Below are 15,731 nucleotides of genomic sequence, written 5' to 3'. Positions count from 1 at the left end.
CGACTTTCCCGCCCAAAAGTAAACGCAAAAAGAGAGCTTCTAAAGCCCTAATTTCAAGGGGTCGATTAGTTCTTAGTAACATGGCTAGCAATCAGTGTCATCTGACCATCCAATCGCCAGCTAGAGACATCATTGGGAAGGATAAAGTGATCCCCCTTGGTTAAGGTATAGATTTCTTGGTCTACCTGAAGCTGCCCTGATCCATCGATCACGCTGACCAGATAATAAGCAGCCCTTCTCTTCATCTCAACGTGACCAGAAATCTCCCATTTATGAACGGCAAAAAAAGCAGTAGACACCAAAAGCGTCACGACCAACTGATCGAATTCAAGACTTACTGGCACTGAATTATCAGGCTCTCCAAGTTTCAAGACATCAATGGATTCTTGAATATGCAAGGGACGCAGCTGCCCATTGGCATCTGGCCGATCAAAATCATAAACACGATAGGTCGTATCGCTGGACTGCTGAGTTTCAAGAACCATAATTCCCTTACCAATAGCATGCATGGTTCCGCTAGGCACATAGAAAAAATCACCTGCTTTAACGGGCACCCGAGTCAGCAGGTTTTCCCAGTCTCCCTTAGCAATCAACTCAGCCAGTTCTTCACGACTTTTCGCCTTGTGACCATAGATAATCTCAGCACCCGGATCAGCTTTTAAAATGTACCAACACTCAGTCTTACCAAGCTCCCCTTCATGAGCCAGAGCGTAACGATCATCAGGATGCACTTGAACACTGAGCCAATCATTGGCATCTAAAATCTTAGTCAGCAAGGGAAAGACGGCTGACTCTGGATAGCCAAACAAAGCCGGCTCCTCCCTATAGAGCTGATCTAATCCTGCCCCTTTATAAGGACCATTAGCAATTTTTGAGACACCATTGGGGTGCCCAGAAATGGCCCAATACTCTCCCGTCGTCTGACTGGGAATACTGTAGCCAAACTCATCTCTTAAACCAGTACCACCCCAGATTTTTTCCTGCATAACAGAAGCTAAAAATAAAGGTCTTGCCATCTATCATCTCTCCTCTCTTCGTGTTGCCATTGTAACACTAAAATAAAACAACAGCCAGCATCAAATGCTGGCTGTTAATAAACATGTTTCACGTGATACAAAAGATTAAAGCCTCGTTTAAACGTAATTCACATGGCTTAGTTTAACAGCCTTAACCCTTATTTTTCAGCTACCTTTTTAGCTAATGCAAAGTTTCCTAGGGTAGCGGAGCCATTCCCCGCAACCGCTGGTGTGACAATGTATTCCTCAACATCTGGTACTGGAATATAGTCATTCAACAAAGCTCTAAACTTATCACGCACCCGCTTGAGCATATGTTCCTGGGCCATAACGCCACCGCCAAAGACAATCACATCTGGACGGTAAAGAAGAGTAGCCTGCACCGCAGCTTGTGCAATATAATAAGCCTGAATATCCCATACTTCCGAGTGGAGATCAATCTTTTCTCCACGAATCCCTGTACGAGCTTCCAAAGATGGTCCCGCTGCTAAGCCTTCCAAGCAACCATTATGAAAAGGACAAGTGCCATGAAATTCATTAGCAACATCGCTAGGGTGCATCGCCACATAAACATGACCTGCCTCGGTATGCCCCATACCACCAACAAACTCACCACGCTGAATAGTCCCCGCACCAATCCCAGTACCAATGGTATAGTAGGCAAGGTTTTCAACACCCTGACGCACCATAACCTCACCATAGGCTGATGAGTTCACATCGGTAGTAAAGTAAAAGGGAATAGTGAATTCTTTAGAAATCAAACCAACCAAATCAACATTTGACCAATGTGGTTTTGGGGTTTTGGTAATGTAGCCATAGGTTGGTGAATTTTCATCAATATCGACCGGCCCAAAAGATCCAATAGCGATACCTGCTAAGTCATCTTCAAAACGTTTGAAAAACTCAACTGTCTTATCAATCGTTTCATAAGGGGTTGTCGTAGGAAACTGGACTTTCTCAACGATTTCAAAATTCTCATCTCCTACCGCACAGACAAACTTCGTACCACCAGCTTCCACACTTCCGTAAAGTTTCATTAGGCTTCTCCTCGTTTTTATTTTATCTTAGACATTCTTTTTAATTATAAGGAATTAACACCTATAACGCAATGGAAAATCACTAGATCTTAGACATTTACAACAAAAAACAGACCGTCTCCAAGGAAATCCGATCTGTTTAATAAATATGATCAAGATAAGGCTATTATTTCACTGAGAGCAGGTCATCTCCTGCTGCTACAGTACCTGAAGCCAGCACATCAACTCCAGCATAATCTGCTGTATTAGTGACAATCACCATAGTGGTATCATCCAATCCAGCTTCTGCAATAGCTGCCGAATCAAAGGTTCCAAGAACATCACCTTTTTTAACAGTTTGCTCAGCCTCAACCTTTGGTTCAAAGCCCTTACCATCCATAGAAACAGTATCAATACCGATATGGATCAAGATTTCGGCACCATCAGTTGATTTCAAACCAAAAGCATGACCTGTCGGAAAAGCAATTTGAACGACACCATCAAATGGTGCAACTACTTCATTACCACTAGGTTTAACTGCGACACCATTACCCATAGCGCCAGATGAGAAAACAGGATCATTAACTTTAGCCAGATCAACTGTTTCCCCTGCAAGAGGAGCTGCAATCGTTTCAGCAGTCACTTCTTTTGCAGCAGATGCTTCTGGTTCTGAAGGAGTTTCTGCCACAGGAGCTACAGCTAAAGCTGCAGCCTCATCTTCAGCTGCTTGCGCCGCAGCCTCGGCTGCAAATACGTCAGCTGCTTTTGTCTTACCATAGTAGTAAGTAATCGCAAAGGCGATAACAAATGAAATAACTTCAGCCACTAGATAGGAAGGAATAGATTTGGCTTGGATAGAAATCAGACCAAGCACACCTGCTGACCCAAGAGATACTGCAATGACGTGGAAGAGACCAGCTACAGCGGCAGCAAGAGCCGAACCAACAAGGGCACAGAAGAATGGGAAACGATATTTAAGGTTTACCCCGAAGACGGCAGGCTCAGTGATACCAAGAAGGGCAGAAATACCAGCCGAACTTGAGAGTCCCTTTGTCTTAGAATTTTTTGTCAAAGCAAAGACCGCAAAGGCTGCAGCAGCTTGAGCCATATTAGCCATGGAAGCTACAACGAAGATAAAGTCACCCGAGCCCTGACCGTCTTTCCAAGAATTCAAAAGAATAGTCTCGAAAGCGGGGAAAGATTGGTGAAGACCCGTCACAACGATTGGAGTGTAGAAGGCACCAAAGATCCCCATACCGATAAATCCAAGCGTATCATACAGCCATACCAAACCATTAGCCACCCAGCCAGAAACTTCACCAAAGACTGGACCAATAACTGCAAAGGTCAAGAAACCTGTGATAATCATGGTCAAAAGCGGTGTAAAAGTAAAGTCAACTGCAGAATGAAGGTGCTTATGGAACCATTTTTCAATAACACACATGAGCCATACAGCAATAATAGCTGGGATGACTTGCGAAGTGTATTGATGAGCTTCTAGGTTCCAACCAAAGAAGTTCCAGTCAAGAGAGAAACCAGCCGCTTTAGCAACAACCTCATTCAACTCTTGTGAGCTCATCATCAATCCTAGAGCAGCCCCTAAGTATTGATTACCACCAAAACGCTTGGCCGTAGAGATACCTAGAAGAACAGGCATGTAGATGAAGGGGGCATCTGATAATACCGTCAATAATTGTGTAATACCAGAGATCTGTGGAAATTGCTCAACAAGTGACTTAGGACCAAACAAGTCTGGGGACTTGAAGATGTTATTTAAAGCCATCAACAAACCACCAGCAACAAGGGCTGGAATGATTGGAACAAAGATTTCAGACAGCATTTTGATAAAGGCCATGACAGGATTTGTCTTCTGTCCCTTAGCAGCTATCTGCTTAACCTCTTCCGTCGAAACTTCTTTCAAACCTGTTTGCTTGATCAGCTCCGCATACACATGATTAACATCACCAGCACCAATGATAACTTGATACTGGCCATCCATCTTAAAAGTCCCTTTTACATCGGGATTGTTGTCGAGTGCTTCTTGATCGACTTTAGTATCATCTTTTAAAACGAGACGAAGACGAGTCGCACAGTGGGCACCTGCTACTAGATTATCTTTGCCGACAGCTTTGACAACGTCGGCAGCAACTTTAGCATAATCCATAGTCACTACTCCTTTATTTTTAGCATCTCAATTATGAAAACGCTTTTTTATATCACTAATTTATCACAGCCCCCAGAATATGTCAACCGCTTTACATATTTTTATTTTGAAATGACTGCTCCACCTTGATTTTTTCTATGAAAACCTTTACTATGTTAAGAAAGTGACACCGCTTGACAGGAATCTGCTAAACCTGCTGACACCTAGCCAAGCCACTACTATAAACAGCCCCTTTCACTTCTTATATATTTGGAGGACATCCTATGAATTTACCAACTGAAATTCGCTATAAGCCATATGCAGACTGGACTGATCAGGAGCGTGATACTATTGCAGCCAATGTTGCTAAATCCCCTTGGAGAGCAAGTTATCATATCGAGCCCGACACAGGTCTGCTCAATGATCCTAATGGCTTTTCTTATTTCAATCATAAGTTTCAACTCTTCTATCAAAACTGGCCATTTGGTGCCGCTCACGGCTTAAAACAATGGGTTCACACCGAATCAGAAGACCTGGTGCATTTTACAAAAACAGGAGCAACACTTCAACCTGACAGCAAAAATGATAGCCACGGCGCTTATTCTGGCTCTGCCTACCCTATCGATGATAAGCTATTTATCTTCTATACTGGAAACGTCCGCGATGAAAATTGGGTTCGCGATCCCCTACAAGTCGGAGCTTGGATGGATAAAAAAGGGCATATTGAAAAATTTAAAAATGTCCTGATCCAACAGCCAGCTGACGTTACTGAACACTTCCGTGACCCACAGATTTTCAACTATAAGGGACAATACTATGCCATTGTAGGAGCTCAAAGCCTTGATAAAAAAGGCTTTATCAAGCTCTACAAAGCTATCAACAACGATGTTACTGACTGGCAAGAGGTCGGAAATTTAGATTTTGGAGGTACCGGTTCTGAATACATGATCGAATGCCCCAACCTAGTCTTTGTCGGTGACAATCCTGTCCTGCTCTATAGCCCTCAGGGATTAGCTAAGGATGAGCTAGCTTATGATAATATCTATCCCAACACTTATAAGATCTGTCAATCGTTTGACACAAAAAGCCCTGCTCTAGTCGGTGCTTCTGAAATTTTTAATCTCGACTTCGGCTTTGAAGCCTATGCAACTCAAGCCTTTAATACACCAGATGGCCGTGCTTTAAGCGTTAGCTGGATTGGCTTACCTGATGTAGATTATCCGACAGATCAATATGACTACCAAGGGGCTATGAGTCTAGTTAAGGAGCTGACTATCAAAAATGGTAAGCTCTATCAATACCCTGTTTCAGCCATCACTAGCCTGCGTGCGTCCGAACAGGCCTTTACCCCTATGAAAGAGACCTCTAACACCTACGAGCTCGAACTCAATCTCGAAAGTAGCCAAACAACCGAACTTCTCCTCTTTGCAGATAATAAGGGCAATGGTCTCAGACTCAATATTGATAACACAGCTGGTAAGATAGTCCTTGACCGCTCCAAAGCTGGTGTCCAGTATGCTCAAGCCTTTGGAACAAGTCGTGAGTGTACTATTGATAAGGCTGAAACTGTGACCATCTTCGTCGATAATTCGATCATTGAGATCTTTTTCAATAAGGGAGAAAAAGTCTTTACCAGTCGTGTTTTTCCTGAGGAAGGACAAACTGGCATCCAAATCCTACAAGGCAACCCTACAGGTACTTACTACGAATTAAAGGCATAAACTATGGTAGCTAAATTAACTGATGTGGCTGCACTAGCTGGTGTAAGCCCAACAACCGTATCACGCGTTATCAATAACAAGGGCTATCTATCTGAAAAGACTAAGGCGAAAGTTCACAAGGCTATGAGAGAACTCGGCTATAAGCCAAACAGCCTAGCTAGAGGATTGCAAGGCAAGTCTTCCAAATTGATCGGCCTGATTTTTCCAACCATTAGTAATGTATTTTATGCAGAGATGATCGAACACCTGGAATCCCTGCTCTTTCATCATGGCTATAAGGTTATTATCTGCAACAGCCAAAATGAATCCGAAAAGGAAAGGGAGTATCTAGAAATGCTGGCGGCCAATCAGGTCGACGGTATCATCTCCTCCAGCCACAATCTAGATATTGTGGATTATCAGCGTGTCGAAGCACCCATTGTCGCTTTTGACCGCAATCTCGCCCCCAATATCCCTGTCATCTCCTCTGATAATTTTGAAGGAGGTCGAATGGCAGCAAGAACTCTAGAGCGAATCGGCTGTCAGACCATTGTCATGTTCACAGGTAACGATAACTCTAACTCCACCACAGGCTTGCGTCGTCAGGGCTTCAATGCTGTCCTCCCCCATGCCAAAGTTTTCAATATCTCTAGTGATTACTCTGCTATCCGCAAGGAAATGGAAATCAAGGATATTCTCAGTCGAGAGAAACCAGATGGTCTCTTTACCTCTGATGATATGACAGCCATACTGACCATAAAAATCGCTAACGATCTTGGCATTCGCATTCCCCAAGATATGAAGCTCATCGGCTATGATGGTACCCAATTTGTCGAAAACTATTTTCCTCAGCTTTCAACCATCAAGCAACCCATGCGAGAAATTGCTGAGCTCCTCGTAGAGGTTCTCCTATCCAAGATCAATAACCGTCCCGTTCAAAAGAATTACACCCTCCCCATCAGTTTAACAACAGGAAAATCACTATAGTGTCTTTTCACCATAAAAAAAGAGGCTGAGAACGTTTGTCTCAGCCTCTTTTTTACACCATTTCATATCAATACATCAATACACTAGCAGATACTTAGTCTTCACGAACAAATTTAGTCAAAATCCCATTGATAAATTTTGAGGATTGACTATCTGAATAAGATTTAGCCAACTCGATGATCTCATTGAGGGCCACACGATCCGGTGTTTCATCATAATACTTGATCTCATAAAGTCCTAAGCGAAGAAGACTGCGATCGATCAAGGTCAAGCGATCTAACGTCCAACCTGACTTCAAATGCTCAATAATCAGACGATCAATCTCTGCTTGCTCATCTGTCATCCCTTTAACAAGATTGAGCAAAAAAGCCGGAATGTCTATAGCTTCTTCCTCTGCCAACTCTTTATCATAACTGTAAGCGAAACTAGCAGCATCCTGCACATCTGCTTGACCAAACTCCAGACTAAAAATCGCCTGAAGGGCACGCTCACGCAACTGTCTCCTAGAATCAGTCATCTAAAAAGTCCTCATCAAAGAGTGCGCCTAAATCTGGTTTTGGCGTCTTTTCTGGAACAATCCCTACAACATGAACATTGACATCCGTAATCTCCACTTCAGCCATGTCCTTAACTGCTGATTTAACAGCACGCTGCACCTCGATAGATACGGCAGGAACATTGACACCATATTGGAGCTGCAAATAAATATCAGCTGTCACCTTATCGTCCTCATCCGTTGTCAAATAGACACCACGACGCAAGGTTGACTTGCTAATATTATCAGTCACAGCCTTATTGACCAGTGAGTAGACACCATCGACCTTAGTTGCTGCAATACCTGTAATAACCTCAAGTACACGAGGCGCAATAACAATCTCTCCAATTGCTTCTGCCATAAGTCTATCCTTTCTAAAATTCACTAGGAATATATAAATACTAGCTTAGGCACGTGAAACGTAAGTACCTTCTGCTGTGTTAATGACCAATTTTTGTCCAGCTTCGATAAAATCAGGAACGTTTACCACAAGACCTGTTTCCATGGTAGCTGGTTTCCCTGAACCAGTCACCGTAGCACCCTTGATGGATGGCTGTGTTTCAGCAACAGTCAACTCAACCGTCGTCGGAACAGTAACCCCGATCACTTCGCTTCCGTAAAATTGGATCTTCACTTCGGAATTTTCAAGCATATAGAGCAATTCATTTTCAACATTGGCTGTTGGAATTTCGTATTGCTCATAATTTTCAGTATCCATAAAATAAGCAGTATCATCCATCTGATACAAGTATTGAGCCGGACGCGTTTCAATAATAGCCTGCTCAAATTTTTCTTCTGGACGATAAGTCGTATCAAATGTAGAGCCAGAACGAACATCACGCAATTTCATGCGCATAACTGTGTTTCCTTTACCAGGTTTGTGGTGACTAGCTTCCAAAACCTTGATCAATTTGCCATCAGCTGTTTCAAACGTCATACCAGCTCGGAGCTTACTTGCTTCAATCATGTGTCTCTACCTCTTTAGTTAATAATTAAATTCTCTTCATTCTATCATATTCACCTTTTTTTCTCAAATATTAACCAATTAAGTACCACCAACATCCCTTGGTATGACTCTCTCGGCAAGGCTAACACAATTAATTTTTTCCAAAAAAAAATTCAAATAACCTTATTCATTTAAGCTTCATTTTTCTCACCTATACTAGCCACCATAGATAAGCAGCTTAAGCAAACTTATCTATGAGTCAAATGGCTCCCTAATATAAAGGAAAAGAGGTACCTACAATGACAAAACATACCAATCATAATCGTGGCATTTATCGCAAACACAAGGCTTATGGCTTAGTCGGAGGACTGCTACTATCCGGTCTCTTCCTCACATCAATATCAACTGTTCAAGCAGACGAGACCACCGCTCCAAGTACACAAACAGCAGATAGCGCAGCAGCTAGCTCAGAAGTCACTCAAGCAACGACTAGCTCAGCAGAAAGCCAATCTAATCTGACTGACACAGCTAGTAGTCAAGAACAAACGACTAATCAAGAGACTTCCTCAGAGAGTGGTCAATCTACTAGTCAAAACACTCAAAACAGCCAAACAAGTCTAGACGAGGCTGCCACTCAAACTACAGAGACACAAGACACACAAGCGTCAGAAACCACTGAGAGCTTAGACAAGACAGCTATCATTATTGACCTGTCACAAGCTAGCAGTCAGGATAGTTATACGGTCGATGACACTAGCAATACTATCACTCTAACAGACAACACCTCCCACTATACCCTAACAGGTAGCACGGACTATCAAGTAGTCGCAGCAGATGGTGTCGAACTAACGCTAGAGAATGCTCAACTCACTAATGGTCTCTCAGGTCTAGGAGACCTGACAGTGACAGTTGCCAGCGATAGTAGTATCCTAAGTTCATCTGTAGCTTTATCAGCTCAAGAAGCCTTATATGTGACAGGGAAAGGAAAACTGACGCTAAATAGTAGTGACGATGCCATTCAAGCCAACACTTTCACCTTAGATTCTGCCACACTTGATATGACTTCTAATGGCGATGGTATTCAAACAGAGGATGATGTCATCATCAATTCAGGTAATCTAACAATAACATCTGATGGGGCAGGTATCTGGGCTCTTTCAGAAACAGATCCTGAAGCTGCTAATGTAACCATCAATGATGGCAACATTACCATCACTTCTTCTACCAATGAAGACACGGCTGGTATCAAGTCTGGAAACACCTTGACCATCAACGATGGATCAATCACAGTCTCTCAATCTTACGAAGCTCTAGTAGGCTCTGATATTATCATCAATGGCGGAAAAAACAACTTATCTGCCTCTGATGATGGTATGGTAGCTAAGGATCCCTTTTCCGGGACTGAAAATGCTGCAGAAACAGTCTCCATGACGATTAACGGTGGGGAAACCAGTATCATTGCTGATGGAGATGGAGTAGATTCAAATGGTAACTTAACCATTACCGGCGGTAGTCTTAAAGCTCAATCTACATCAGCTGACAATGCTGCCATGGACTACGATGGTACAGGTATAACTAATGGCGGAACAACCTGGGCAATCGGCCAAGCCGGTATGGCCCAAGCTTTCTCAGCAGGATCCAGTCAAGCCTATATTATGACTAATATCTCAGGTACAGCTGGCGAAACGATTACGGTGAGCGATGACAGTGGCAATATCATAGCAAGCACAACAGCTGATGTCGCTTTTAGTAACATTGTTCTCTCAACTGAAACGATCCTGTCAGGTAGCACCTATACTATTTCTACTAGTGGTGGGAATACAGCTAGTGCAACTGCAACAACTGAAACTAGTCCCTCTAATCAGCCACCAGGCGGACTAAACGGTCAGACAATGCCGAGCCTGCCAGAAGGACAAACAACAGACACCTCTATCACAGCTGGAACTGACCAAACATCAACAAGCCTTCTAACTAGTCTAAAAACGCCAGAAGGATTTTCCAACCAGAGTACAAAACCAACAAGTACCGCTACTAACGCTCAAAAAGCTGATAGCTCTCTAAATACGACGGTCATTCTTATGTCTATGAGACCTACCAGCTTCTCCCCTCAAAACACCATGAGTCAAAGCGTAAGCACAAAGACAAGTCCCTTATCTCTTCTACCTAACTACCGAAGGAATCAAGAGAAAGAACCTTTCTCTTTCTACTCCATCGCTCCTGATCCTACCACCAAGTATCAGTCAAGAAGAAATACCAGCCGACCTGTTTCCCTTGACAGCTTATCCAAGGATGCAAGGATTAGCCCCCTGACAAGAAGAGCCCATAAATAAGATTTAGGTGAGTGAGACAGATTTCAAAACCCATCTGCAAATAGGTCACACTGCCATTAAGAAATAAACGAGGTTTGAGACCTAAGTCTCAAACCTCGTTGTATGATCAAACAAAAAATCTGGTACCCATAGGATTTACTTTGTCCCGTCATTATCTTCTCCATCCTGCCCCAAACTAACTTTAGGAACCTGATGTTGAACCAAGGTGACACGCTTTTGCTCCATCAGCTGAATCGCCAGTTGATTGGGGCGATAATTGGATTTATAGGTGATCTTAGTGACACCTGCTTGAAGGAGGGCCTTTGTGCAGTTGATACAAGGAAAATGCGTCACATAAATCTCCGTTTCCTTGGTCGAGATCCCTTCCTTAGCGCACTGGATCAAAGCATTCATCTCAGCATGAACAGTCCGTATACAATGACCACCCTCCATATAGTGGCCCACTTCATTGCAGTTATCTGCATCTGAAACCCCACCATTATAACCAGTCGCTATAATGCGCTTATCCTTAACCAAGACGGCACCTACAAAGGCACGATCACAAGTTGATCGCTTAGAAATCAATTCTGCATTGGCCATAAAATAATCCTGCCAAGATAACCGCTCTACCATATCTATCCTCCTTTATCTGACTGACTTTAGATTAGTATACCATCCATGACTCCTTGGCGTCCACAGCTAGTCCCATATACTATTGACAAAATTCCTATTTCTTTATATGATTAGGTTTCAAACCTTCAGTTTTTATAAAGGAGTTCAAAATGACACAAGAAACATTCCCACAAGATAACCAACAGGGACAAGAGCAACCACTACCTCAACAGGCCTACCAACAGCCACAATATCAGGAAACCCCTACCCAAAATCCTTATGCCGGCAATCAACCCTATCAAACACAAGTTTTTCCAAACCAGCAACAACAAACTATGCCTAACCAGCCTCAAGAAGCTCCTTATCAACAAGCTCCTCTCCAAAATCCATCACAGGCGACTCCTTATCCAGAATACCAACAGCCTAACTTTACTCAAGCCCCTTATCCCGGCTATTACCCTCAGCCTAAATCTACGGCACCATTAGTACTCGGAATTATCTCTATTATACTCAGTCTCACTTTTTATTTGGGAATTTTCGGGTTTATTTTAGCGCTGATTGGTCTTATCATATCTATCACAAATCATAACAAGCCTTACAGCTACAAGAACGAGATTATTATTAACTCCATCGGACTGGCTATGCCATTTATTTGGATAATTATTGTAATCATAGTAGGAATTATCGCAGCTGCAAGTGCAGCCTAACCCTAGGTTCAACAGAAGTCAGAAAAACTGTAGCTAATACAAAAGAGGGTGGAAGAAAAATCATGATTTTTCTTCCACCCTCTTTTGTTTAGCCTAGTTTTGATTTCAAATAGTGTCCTGTATAGCTATCTGAATTAGCTGCTACCTCTTCTGGAGTTCCAGTCGCAACAATACGACCACCTCCAACACCACCCTCTGGTCCTAGATCGATCAAGTGATCCGCCGTTTTGATGACATCCAGATTATGCTCGATAACGAGCACCGTATTTCCTTCGTCGACAAAACGTTCCAAGACCTTGAGCAAACGGGCAATATCATCGGTATGCAGACCTGTCGTTGGCTCATCCAAAATGTAGAAGGACTTACCAGTTGAGCGTTTGTGGAGCTCACTAGCCAGCTTCATACGCTGAGCTTCCCCACCTGACAGGGTAGTAGCTGGCTGACCCAATGTCACATAACCCAGTCCGACATCCTTGATGGTTTGAAGTTTGCGGGCAATCTTTGGAATTGGCGCAAAGAAATCCACGGCATCATTAACAGTCATATCAAGGATTTCTGCAATGTTTTTTTCCTTGTAGTGGACTTCTAAAGTCTCACTGTTGTAGCGTGTACCGTGACAGACTTCACATGGAACATAGACATCTGGCAGAAAGTGCATCTCGATCTTGATAATGCCATCACCTGAGCAGGCCTCACAGCGTCCACCCTTGACATTGAAGCTAAAGCGGCCCTTCTTGTAACCACGGATCTTGGCTTCATTAGTCTTGGCAAAGAGATCACGAATATCATCAAAAACCCCTGTATAGGTCGCTGGATTGGAACGGGGTGTCCGACCGATTGGACTCTGGTCAATATCAATCAAACGCTCAATATGCTCAATCCCTTCAATGCCCTTGTGCTTGCCGGGTTTTTCCGAATTGCGATTCAATTTTTGCGCTATAGATTTCTTGAGAATACTATTGATCAAGGTAGACTTCCCAGAACCGGATACACCTGTCACCGCAATAAATTTCCCAAGTGGAAACTTAACATCGATATTTTGAAGATTATTCTCAGCTGCCCCCTTAACCTCAATAAAACGACCGTTCCCCTTTCGCCTTTCAACGGGAACAGGAATATCTTTCTTCCCAGATAGGTACTGTCCAGTAATGGACTTTTTATTTTTGGCAACTTGGTCTGGGCGACCAGAAGCAACGATTTCTCCACCGAATTGACCGGCACCTGGTCCGACATCGATCAGCCAATCCGCCTCACGCATAGTGTCCTCATCATGTTCGACGACAATTAGGGTATTGCCTAAATCACGCATCTTCTTGAGACTGGCAATCAAGCGGTCATTATCACGCTGGTGAAGGCCAATAGAGGGCTCATCCAAGACGTAGAGGACACCGCTCAGATTAGAACCAATTTGAGTGGCTAAGCGAATGCGTTGACTTTCACCACCAGACAAGGTCCCAGCTGCCCGGGACAGATTCAGATAATTTAGTCCCACATTATTTAAAAAGCTCAAGCGATCCTTGATTTCCTTCAAGATAGGAGCCGCAATCGTCTTTTGATTATCCGTCAGAACCAAGTCTTCTAAGTGAGCTAGATGATCCTGGATAGAGAGATCAGAAATCTGACCAATATGAAGACCAGCCTCACCACCTAGCTTGACCGATAGTGCAGCATCGTTGAGACGGTAGCCCTGACAGGTCGTACAGGTCAGCTCGTTCATATAGCCCCGCATGACATTGCGGGTAAAGTCACTGTTAGTTTCATGATAACGACGGTTGACATTATTAACCACGCCTTCAAAAGGAATATCAATATCACGCACCCCACCGAAATCATTGACATAGTGGAAGTGGAATTCTTTATCATCAGAACCATAGAGAATCAGATCCTGATCCTCTTTCGAGAGCTCTTCAAAGGGCGTATCCATATCAACCCCGAAAGCTTCCATGGCCTGCTCCAGCATGGCTGGGTAATAGTTAGAAGAAATGGGATTCCAAGGAGCTAAGGCACCTTCCCGCAGAGTCAAACTAGGATCTGGAATGAGGAGATCCATATCCACCACCAGCTTCATCCCCAAACCATCACAAGTCGGGCAGGAGCCAAAGGGGGCATTGAATGAAAAGAGACGAGGCTCCAGCTCAGGGACTGTAAAGCCACAAACTGGACAGGAATAATGCTCCGAAAAGAGCAAATCATTGCCGTCCATGGTGTCGATGATGACATAGCCATCCGCAATCCGAAGGGCTGCTTCGACAGAATCAAAGAGACGGCTGCGAATGCCCTCCTTATTGACCAGACGGTCAATAACTACCTCGATATTATGCATCTTGGACTTGGACAGCTCAGGCACCTCAGTCACATCATAGACCTCACCATCCACACGCACACGCACATAACCTTCTTTTTGGATTTTTTCAAAAAGGGTCTTGTGCTGGCCTTTCTTACGACGGATAACCGGTGCTAGGATCTGCATACGGGTGCGCTCCGGCAGATCCAGTACCTGATCAACGATCTGCTCAACCGAGCTGGCAGAAATTTCTCCATGACCATTTGGACAGTAAGGTACTCCTACACGCGCATAGAGCAGACGCAGGTAATCATTGATTTCCGTTGCCGTACCAACTGTCGAGCGAGGATTTTTGCTGGTCGTCTTTTGGTCGATGGAAATAGCTGGACTGAGACCGTCTATGCTATCTACATCAGGCTTTTCCATATTACCCAAAAACTGACGGGCATAAGCAGACAAACTCTCCACATAGCGCCGCTGACCTTCTGCGTAAATAGTATCAAAAGCCAGACTGGATTTACCAGATCCAGACAAACCAGTCACTACCACCAGCTTATCCCGTGGAATTTCTACATCTACATCTTTCAAATTATGGGCACGTGCCCCATGAATCACTAACTTATCTTGCATAACTAAGATACCAAGCCGTTAAACGACTCAAAGGAATTTAGCGAGTGCTACAGCTATCTATGATAGCGTCGTAGCACCGCCACAAGGTTGATTAGGTGGGTCGCTGTCGCTATTGCGACAAGAGTTACCAATCAACTACTGTGATAGAAACTCAGGTGAAAAGACACCTAGGAGATTTTATCTAATTCCACAGAGTCGTAGGCGGGTTCATTTCCTTTCTAACTGGCAAACTCAATCTAAGTACTAAAGTACTTGATTTCCTACACAAGTCTCTATGGAGACTTGCTATGCCACTTACTAGTTTCGATTCGCCAGTATTATCGACTGGCTTTTCGAAACATCGTAACTGGAGAGCTGTACAAACCAGTAACAACTAATGATTAGTATCGCAGTAATTTTACTGCTAACTTACTCAATTTAAGTGCTAAAGCTCTTACACTTCTGGCTAATCTCTACATTGTGATGCCCCCTGTGTTCATCCGTCTAAACCTTAGAAGGTCTACAACACCTCTATTATAGCAGATTCTGGCCTTTCGCTAGCTATTTGACTACCAAAAAAGCGCTGATGACCAACGCTTTCAAGACTGACATCAGTTAACCCTGAGAAAAACACGGTTTTGATTTTCTTCGCTCTCCCATTTTAATGCTCAGATAGAAATCCTCCACTGGAGCATTTCAATCCCACCTCCGCACAGTTGATTAAGCTCTAAACATCCAGTGGATGTTTAGAGACTATCACTTGCACAGCAAGGAATAAGGACCGCCAATCAACCACTGCGCAAATCTAATAAATCCAATAATGCTAACAAGTCTGGACTTTTTATACATAACCTTCAAAGATTACAA

Annotated in this window: 12 protein-coding genes; 4 read left to right on the top strand and 8 right to left on the bottom strand. The window is 43.5% G+C overall.

What is annotated here, in order from left to right; all coding sequences use genetic code 11:
* Positions 1-65 precede the first annotated feature (65 nt).
* The 3 genes from manA to AC4HAJ_RS05095 form a co-directional block, all read right to left on the bottom strand.
* A complete protein-coding gene (gene manA / locus AC4HAJ_RS05105; RefSeq protein WP_491079079.1) occupies positions 66-1,016 on the bottom strand; it encodes a mannose-6-phosphate isomerase, class I in 951 nt (316 codons plus the stop codon).
* A gap of 158 nt (positions 1,017-1,174) precedes the next feature.
* Positions 1,175-2,053, bottom strand: a complete 879-nt coding sequence (gene scrK / locus AC4HAJ_RS05100) for a fructokinase ScrK (RefSeq protein WP_491079078.1) — start codon at positions 2,051-2,053, stop codon at positions 1,175-1,177.
* A gap of 166 nt (positions 2,054-2,219) precedes the next feature.
* Positions 2,220-4,196 (bottom strand): sucrose-specific PTS transporter subunit IIBC, encoded by a 1,977-nt coding sequence (locus tag AC4HAJ_RS05095; protein ID WP_491079077.1) that lies wholly within the window; start codon positions 4,194-4,196, stop codon positions 2,220-2,222.
* Positions 4,197-4,459: 263 nt separating this feature from the next.
* Here AC4HAJ_RS05095 and AC4HAJ_RS05090 point away from each other — a divergent pair, with 263 nt between their 5' ends.
* Together AC4HAJ_RS05090 and AC4HAJ_RS05085 are read left to right on the top strand one after the other, a co-directional pair.
* On the top strand, positions 4,460-5,896 hold the full coding sequence (locus tag AC4HAJ_RS05090; RefSeq protein ID WP_491079076.1) for a sucrose-6-phosphate hydrolase: 1,437 nt from the start codon (positions 4,460-4,462) through the stop codon (positions 5,894-5,896).
* Positions 5,897-5,899: 3 nt separating this feature from the next.
* Positions 5,900-6,862, top strand: a complete 963-nt coding sequence (locus tag AC4HAJ_RS05085; RefSeq protein WP_491079075.1) for a LacI family DNA-binding transcriptional regulator — start codon at positions 5,900-5,902, stop codon at positions 6,860-6,862.
* A gap of 94 nt (positions 6,863-6,956) precedes the next feature.
* Here the strand turns inward: AC4HAJ_RS05085 and nusB are convergent, their stop codons facing one another.
* The 3 genes from nusB to efp are packed head-to-tail and all read right to left on the bottom strand — an operon-like array spanning position 6,957 to position 8,364.
* Complete coding sequence (gene nusB / locus AC4HAJ_RS05080; RefSeq protein ID WP_491079074.1) at positions 6,957-7,379, bottom strand: transcription antitermination factor NusB; 423 nt, start codon at positions 7,377-7,379, stop codon at positions 6,957-6,959.
* Positions 7,372-7,758: an Asp23/Gls24 family envelope stress response protein gene (locus AC4HAJ_RS05075; RefSeq protein ID WP_491079073.1), complete on the bottom strand. Its 387-nt coding sequence runs from the start codon at positions 7,756-7,758 to the stop codon at positions 7,372-7,374. The genes nusB and AC4HAJ_RS05075 overlap by 8 nt, the downstream gene beginning before the upstream one ends.
* A gap of 45 nt (positions 7,759-7,803) precedes the next feature.
* On the bottom strand, positions 7,804-8,364 hold the full coding sequence (efp, locus tag AC4HAJ_RS05070) for an elongation factor P (RefSeq protein WP_491079072.1): 561 nt from the start codon (positions 8,362-8,364) through the stop codon (positions 7,804-7,806).
* 278 nt (positions 8,365-8,642) lie between these two features.
* Here efp and AC4HAJ_RS05065 point away from each other — a divergent pair, with 278 nt between their 5' ends.
* Positions 8,643-10,673, top strand: coding sequence for a carbohydrate-binding domain-containing protein (locus tag AC4HAJ_RS05065; protein ID WP_491079071.1), 2,031 nt, complete (start codon positions 8,643-8,645; stop codon positions 10,671-10,673).
* Positions 10,674-10,808: 135 nt separating this feature from the next.
* On the opposite strand, the gene AC4HAJ_RS05060 is transcribed toward AC4HAJ_RS05065, so the two are convergent.
* Positions 10,809-11,285, bottom strand: a complete 477-nt coding sequence (locus AC4HAJ_RS05060; protein ID WP_491079070.1) for a deoxycytidylate deaminase — start codon at positions 11,283-11,285, stop codon at positions 10,809-10,811.
* A gap of 149 nt (positions 11,286-11,434) precedes the next feature.
* Here AC4HAJ_RS05060 and AC4HAJ_RS05055 point away from each other — a divergent pair, with 149 nt between their 5' ends.
* Positions 11,435-11,971: a hypothetical protein gene (locus tag AC4HAJ_RS05055; RefSeq protein WP_491079069.1), complete on the top strand. Its 537-nt coding sequence runs from the start codon at positions 11,435-11,437 to the stop codon at positions 11,969-11,971.
* Positions 11,972-12,059: 88 nt separating this feature from the next.
* On the opposite strand, the gene uvrA is transcribed toward AC4HAJ_RS05055, so the two are convergent.
* Complete coding sequence (gene uvrA, locus AC4HAJ_RS05050) at positions 12,060-14,885, bottom strand: excinuclease ABC subunit UvrA (protein ID WP_491079068.1); 2,826 nt, start codon at positions 14,883-14,885, stop codon at positions 12,060-12,062.
* Positions 14,886-15,731: the final 846 nt, after the last annotated feature.

It is taken from the genome of Streptococcus sp. ALY_211 (assembly GCF_058314555.1).
The sequence above is the reverse complement of the archived record's forward strand: the minus strand, read 5'-3'. Positions and strand labels throughout refer to the sequence as shown.

What these genes read in the sequence shown, in the direction of transcription:
- AC4HAJ_RS05085 (WP_491079075.1), top strand. Translation starts at nt 5,900, where the DNA reads ATGGTAGCTAAATTAACTGATGTGGCTGCACTAGCTGGTGTAAGCCCA.
- AC4HAJ_RS05060 (WP_491079070.1), bottom strand. Translation starts at nt 11,285, where the DNA reads ATGGTAGAGCGGTTATCTTGGCAGGATTATTTTATGGCCAATGCAGAA.
- AC4HAJ_RS05065 (WP_491079071.1), top strand. Translation starts at nt 8,643, where the DNA reads ATGACAAAACATACCAATCATAATCGTGGCATTTATCGCAAACACAAG.
- AC4HAJ_RS05075 (WP_491079073.1), bottom strand. Translation starts at nt 7,758, where the DNA reads ATGGCAGAAGCAATTGGAGAGATTGTTATTGCGCCTCGTGTACTTGAG.
- AC4HAJ_RS05095 (WP_491079077.1), bottom strand. Translation starts at nt 4,196, where the DNA reads ATGGATTATGCTAAAGTTGCTGCCGACGTTGTCAAAGCTGTCGGCAAA.
- nusB (WP_491079074.1), bottom strand. Translation starts at nt 7,379, where the DNA reads ATGACTGATTCTAGGAGACAGTTGCGTGAGCGTGCCCTTCAGGCGATT.
- scrK (WP_491079078.1), bottom strand. Translation starts at nt 2,053, where the DNA reads ATGAAACTTTACGGAAGTGTGGAAGCTGGTGGTACGAAGTTTGTCTGT.
- AC4HAJ_RS05055 (WP_491079069.1), top strand. Translation starts at nt 11,435, where the DNA reads ATGACACAAGAAACATTCCCACAAGATAACCAACAGGGACAAGAGCAA.
- efp (WP_491079072.1), bottom strand. Translation starts at nt 8,364, where the DNA reads ATGATTGAAGCAAGTAAGCTCCGAGCTGGTATGACGTTTGAAACAGCT.
- uvrA (WP_491079068.1), bottom strand. Translation starts at nt 14,885, where the DNA reads ATGCAAGATAAGTTAGTGATTCATGGGGCACGTGCCCATAATTTGAAA.
- manA (WP_491079079.1), bottom strand. Translation starts at nt 1,016, where the DNA reads ATGGCAAGACCTTTATTTTTAGCTTCTGTTATGCAGGAAAAAATCTGG.
- AC4HAJ_RS05090 (WP_491079076.1), top strand. Translation starts at nt 4,460, where the DNA reads ATGAATTTACCAACTGAAATTCGCTATAAGCCATATGCAGACTGGACT.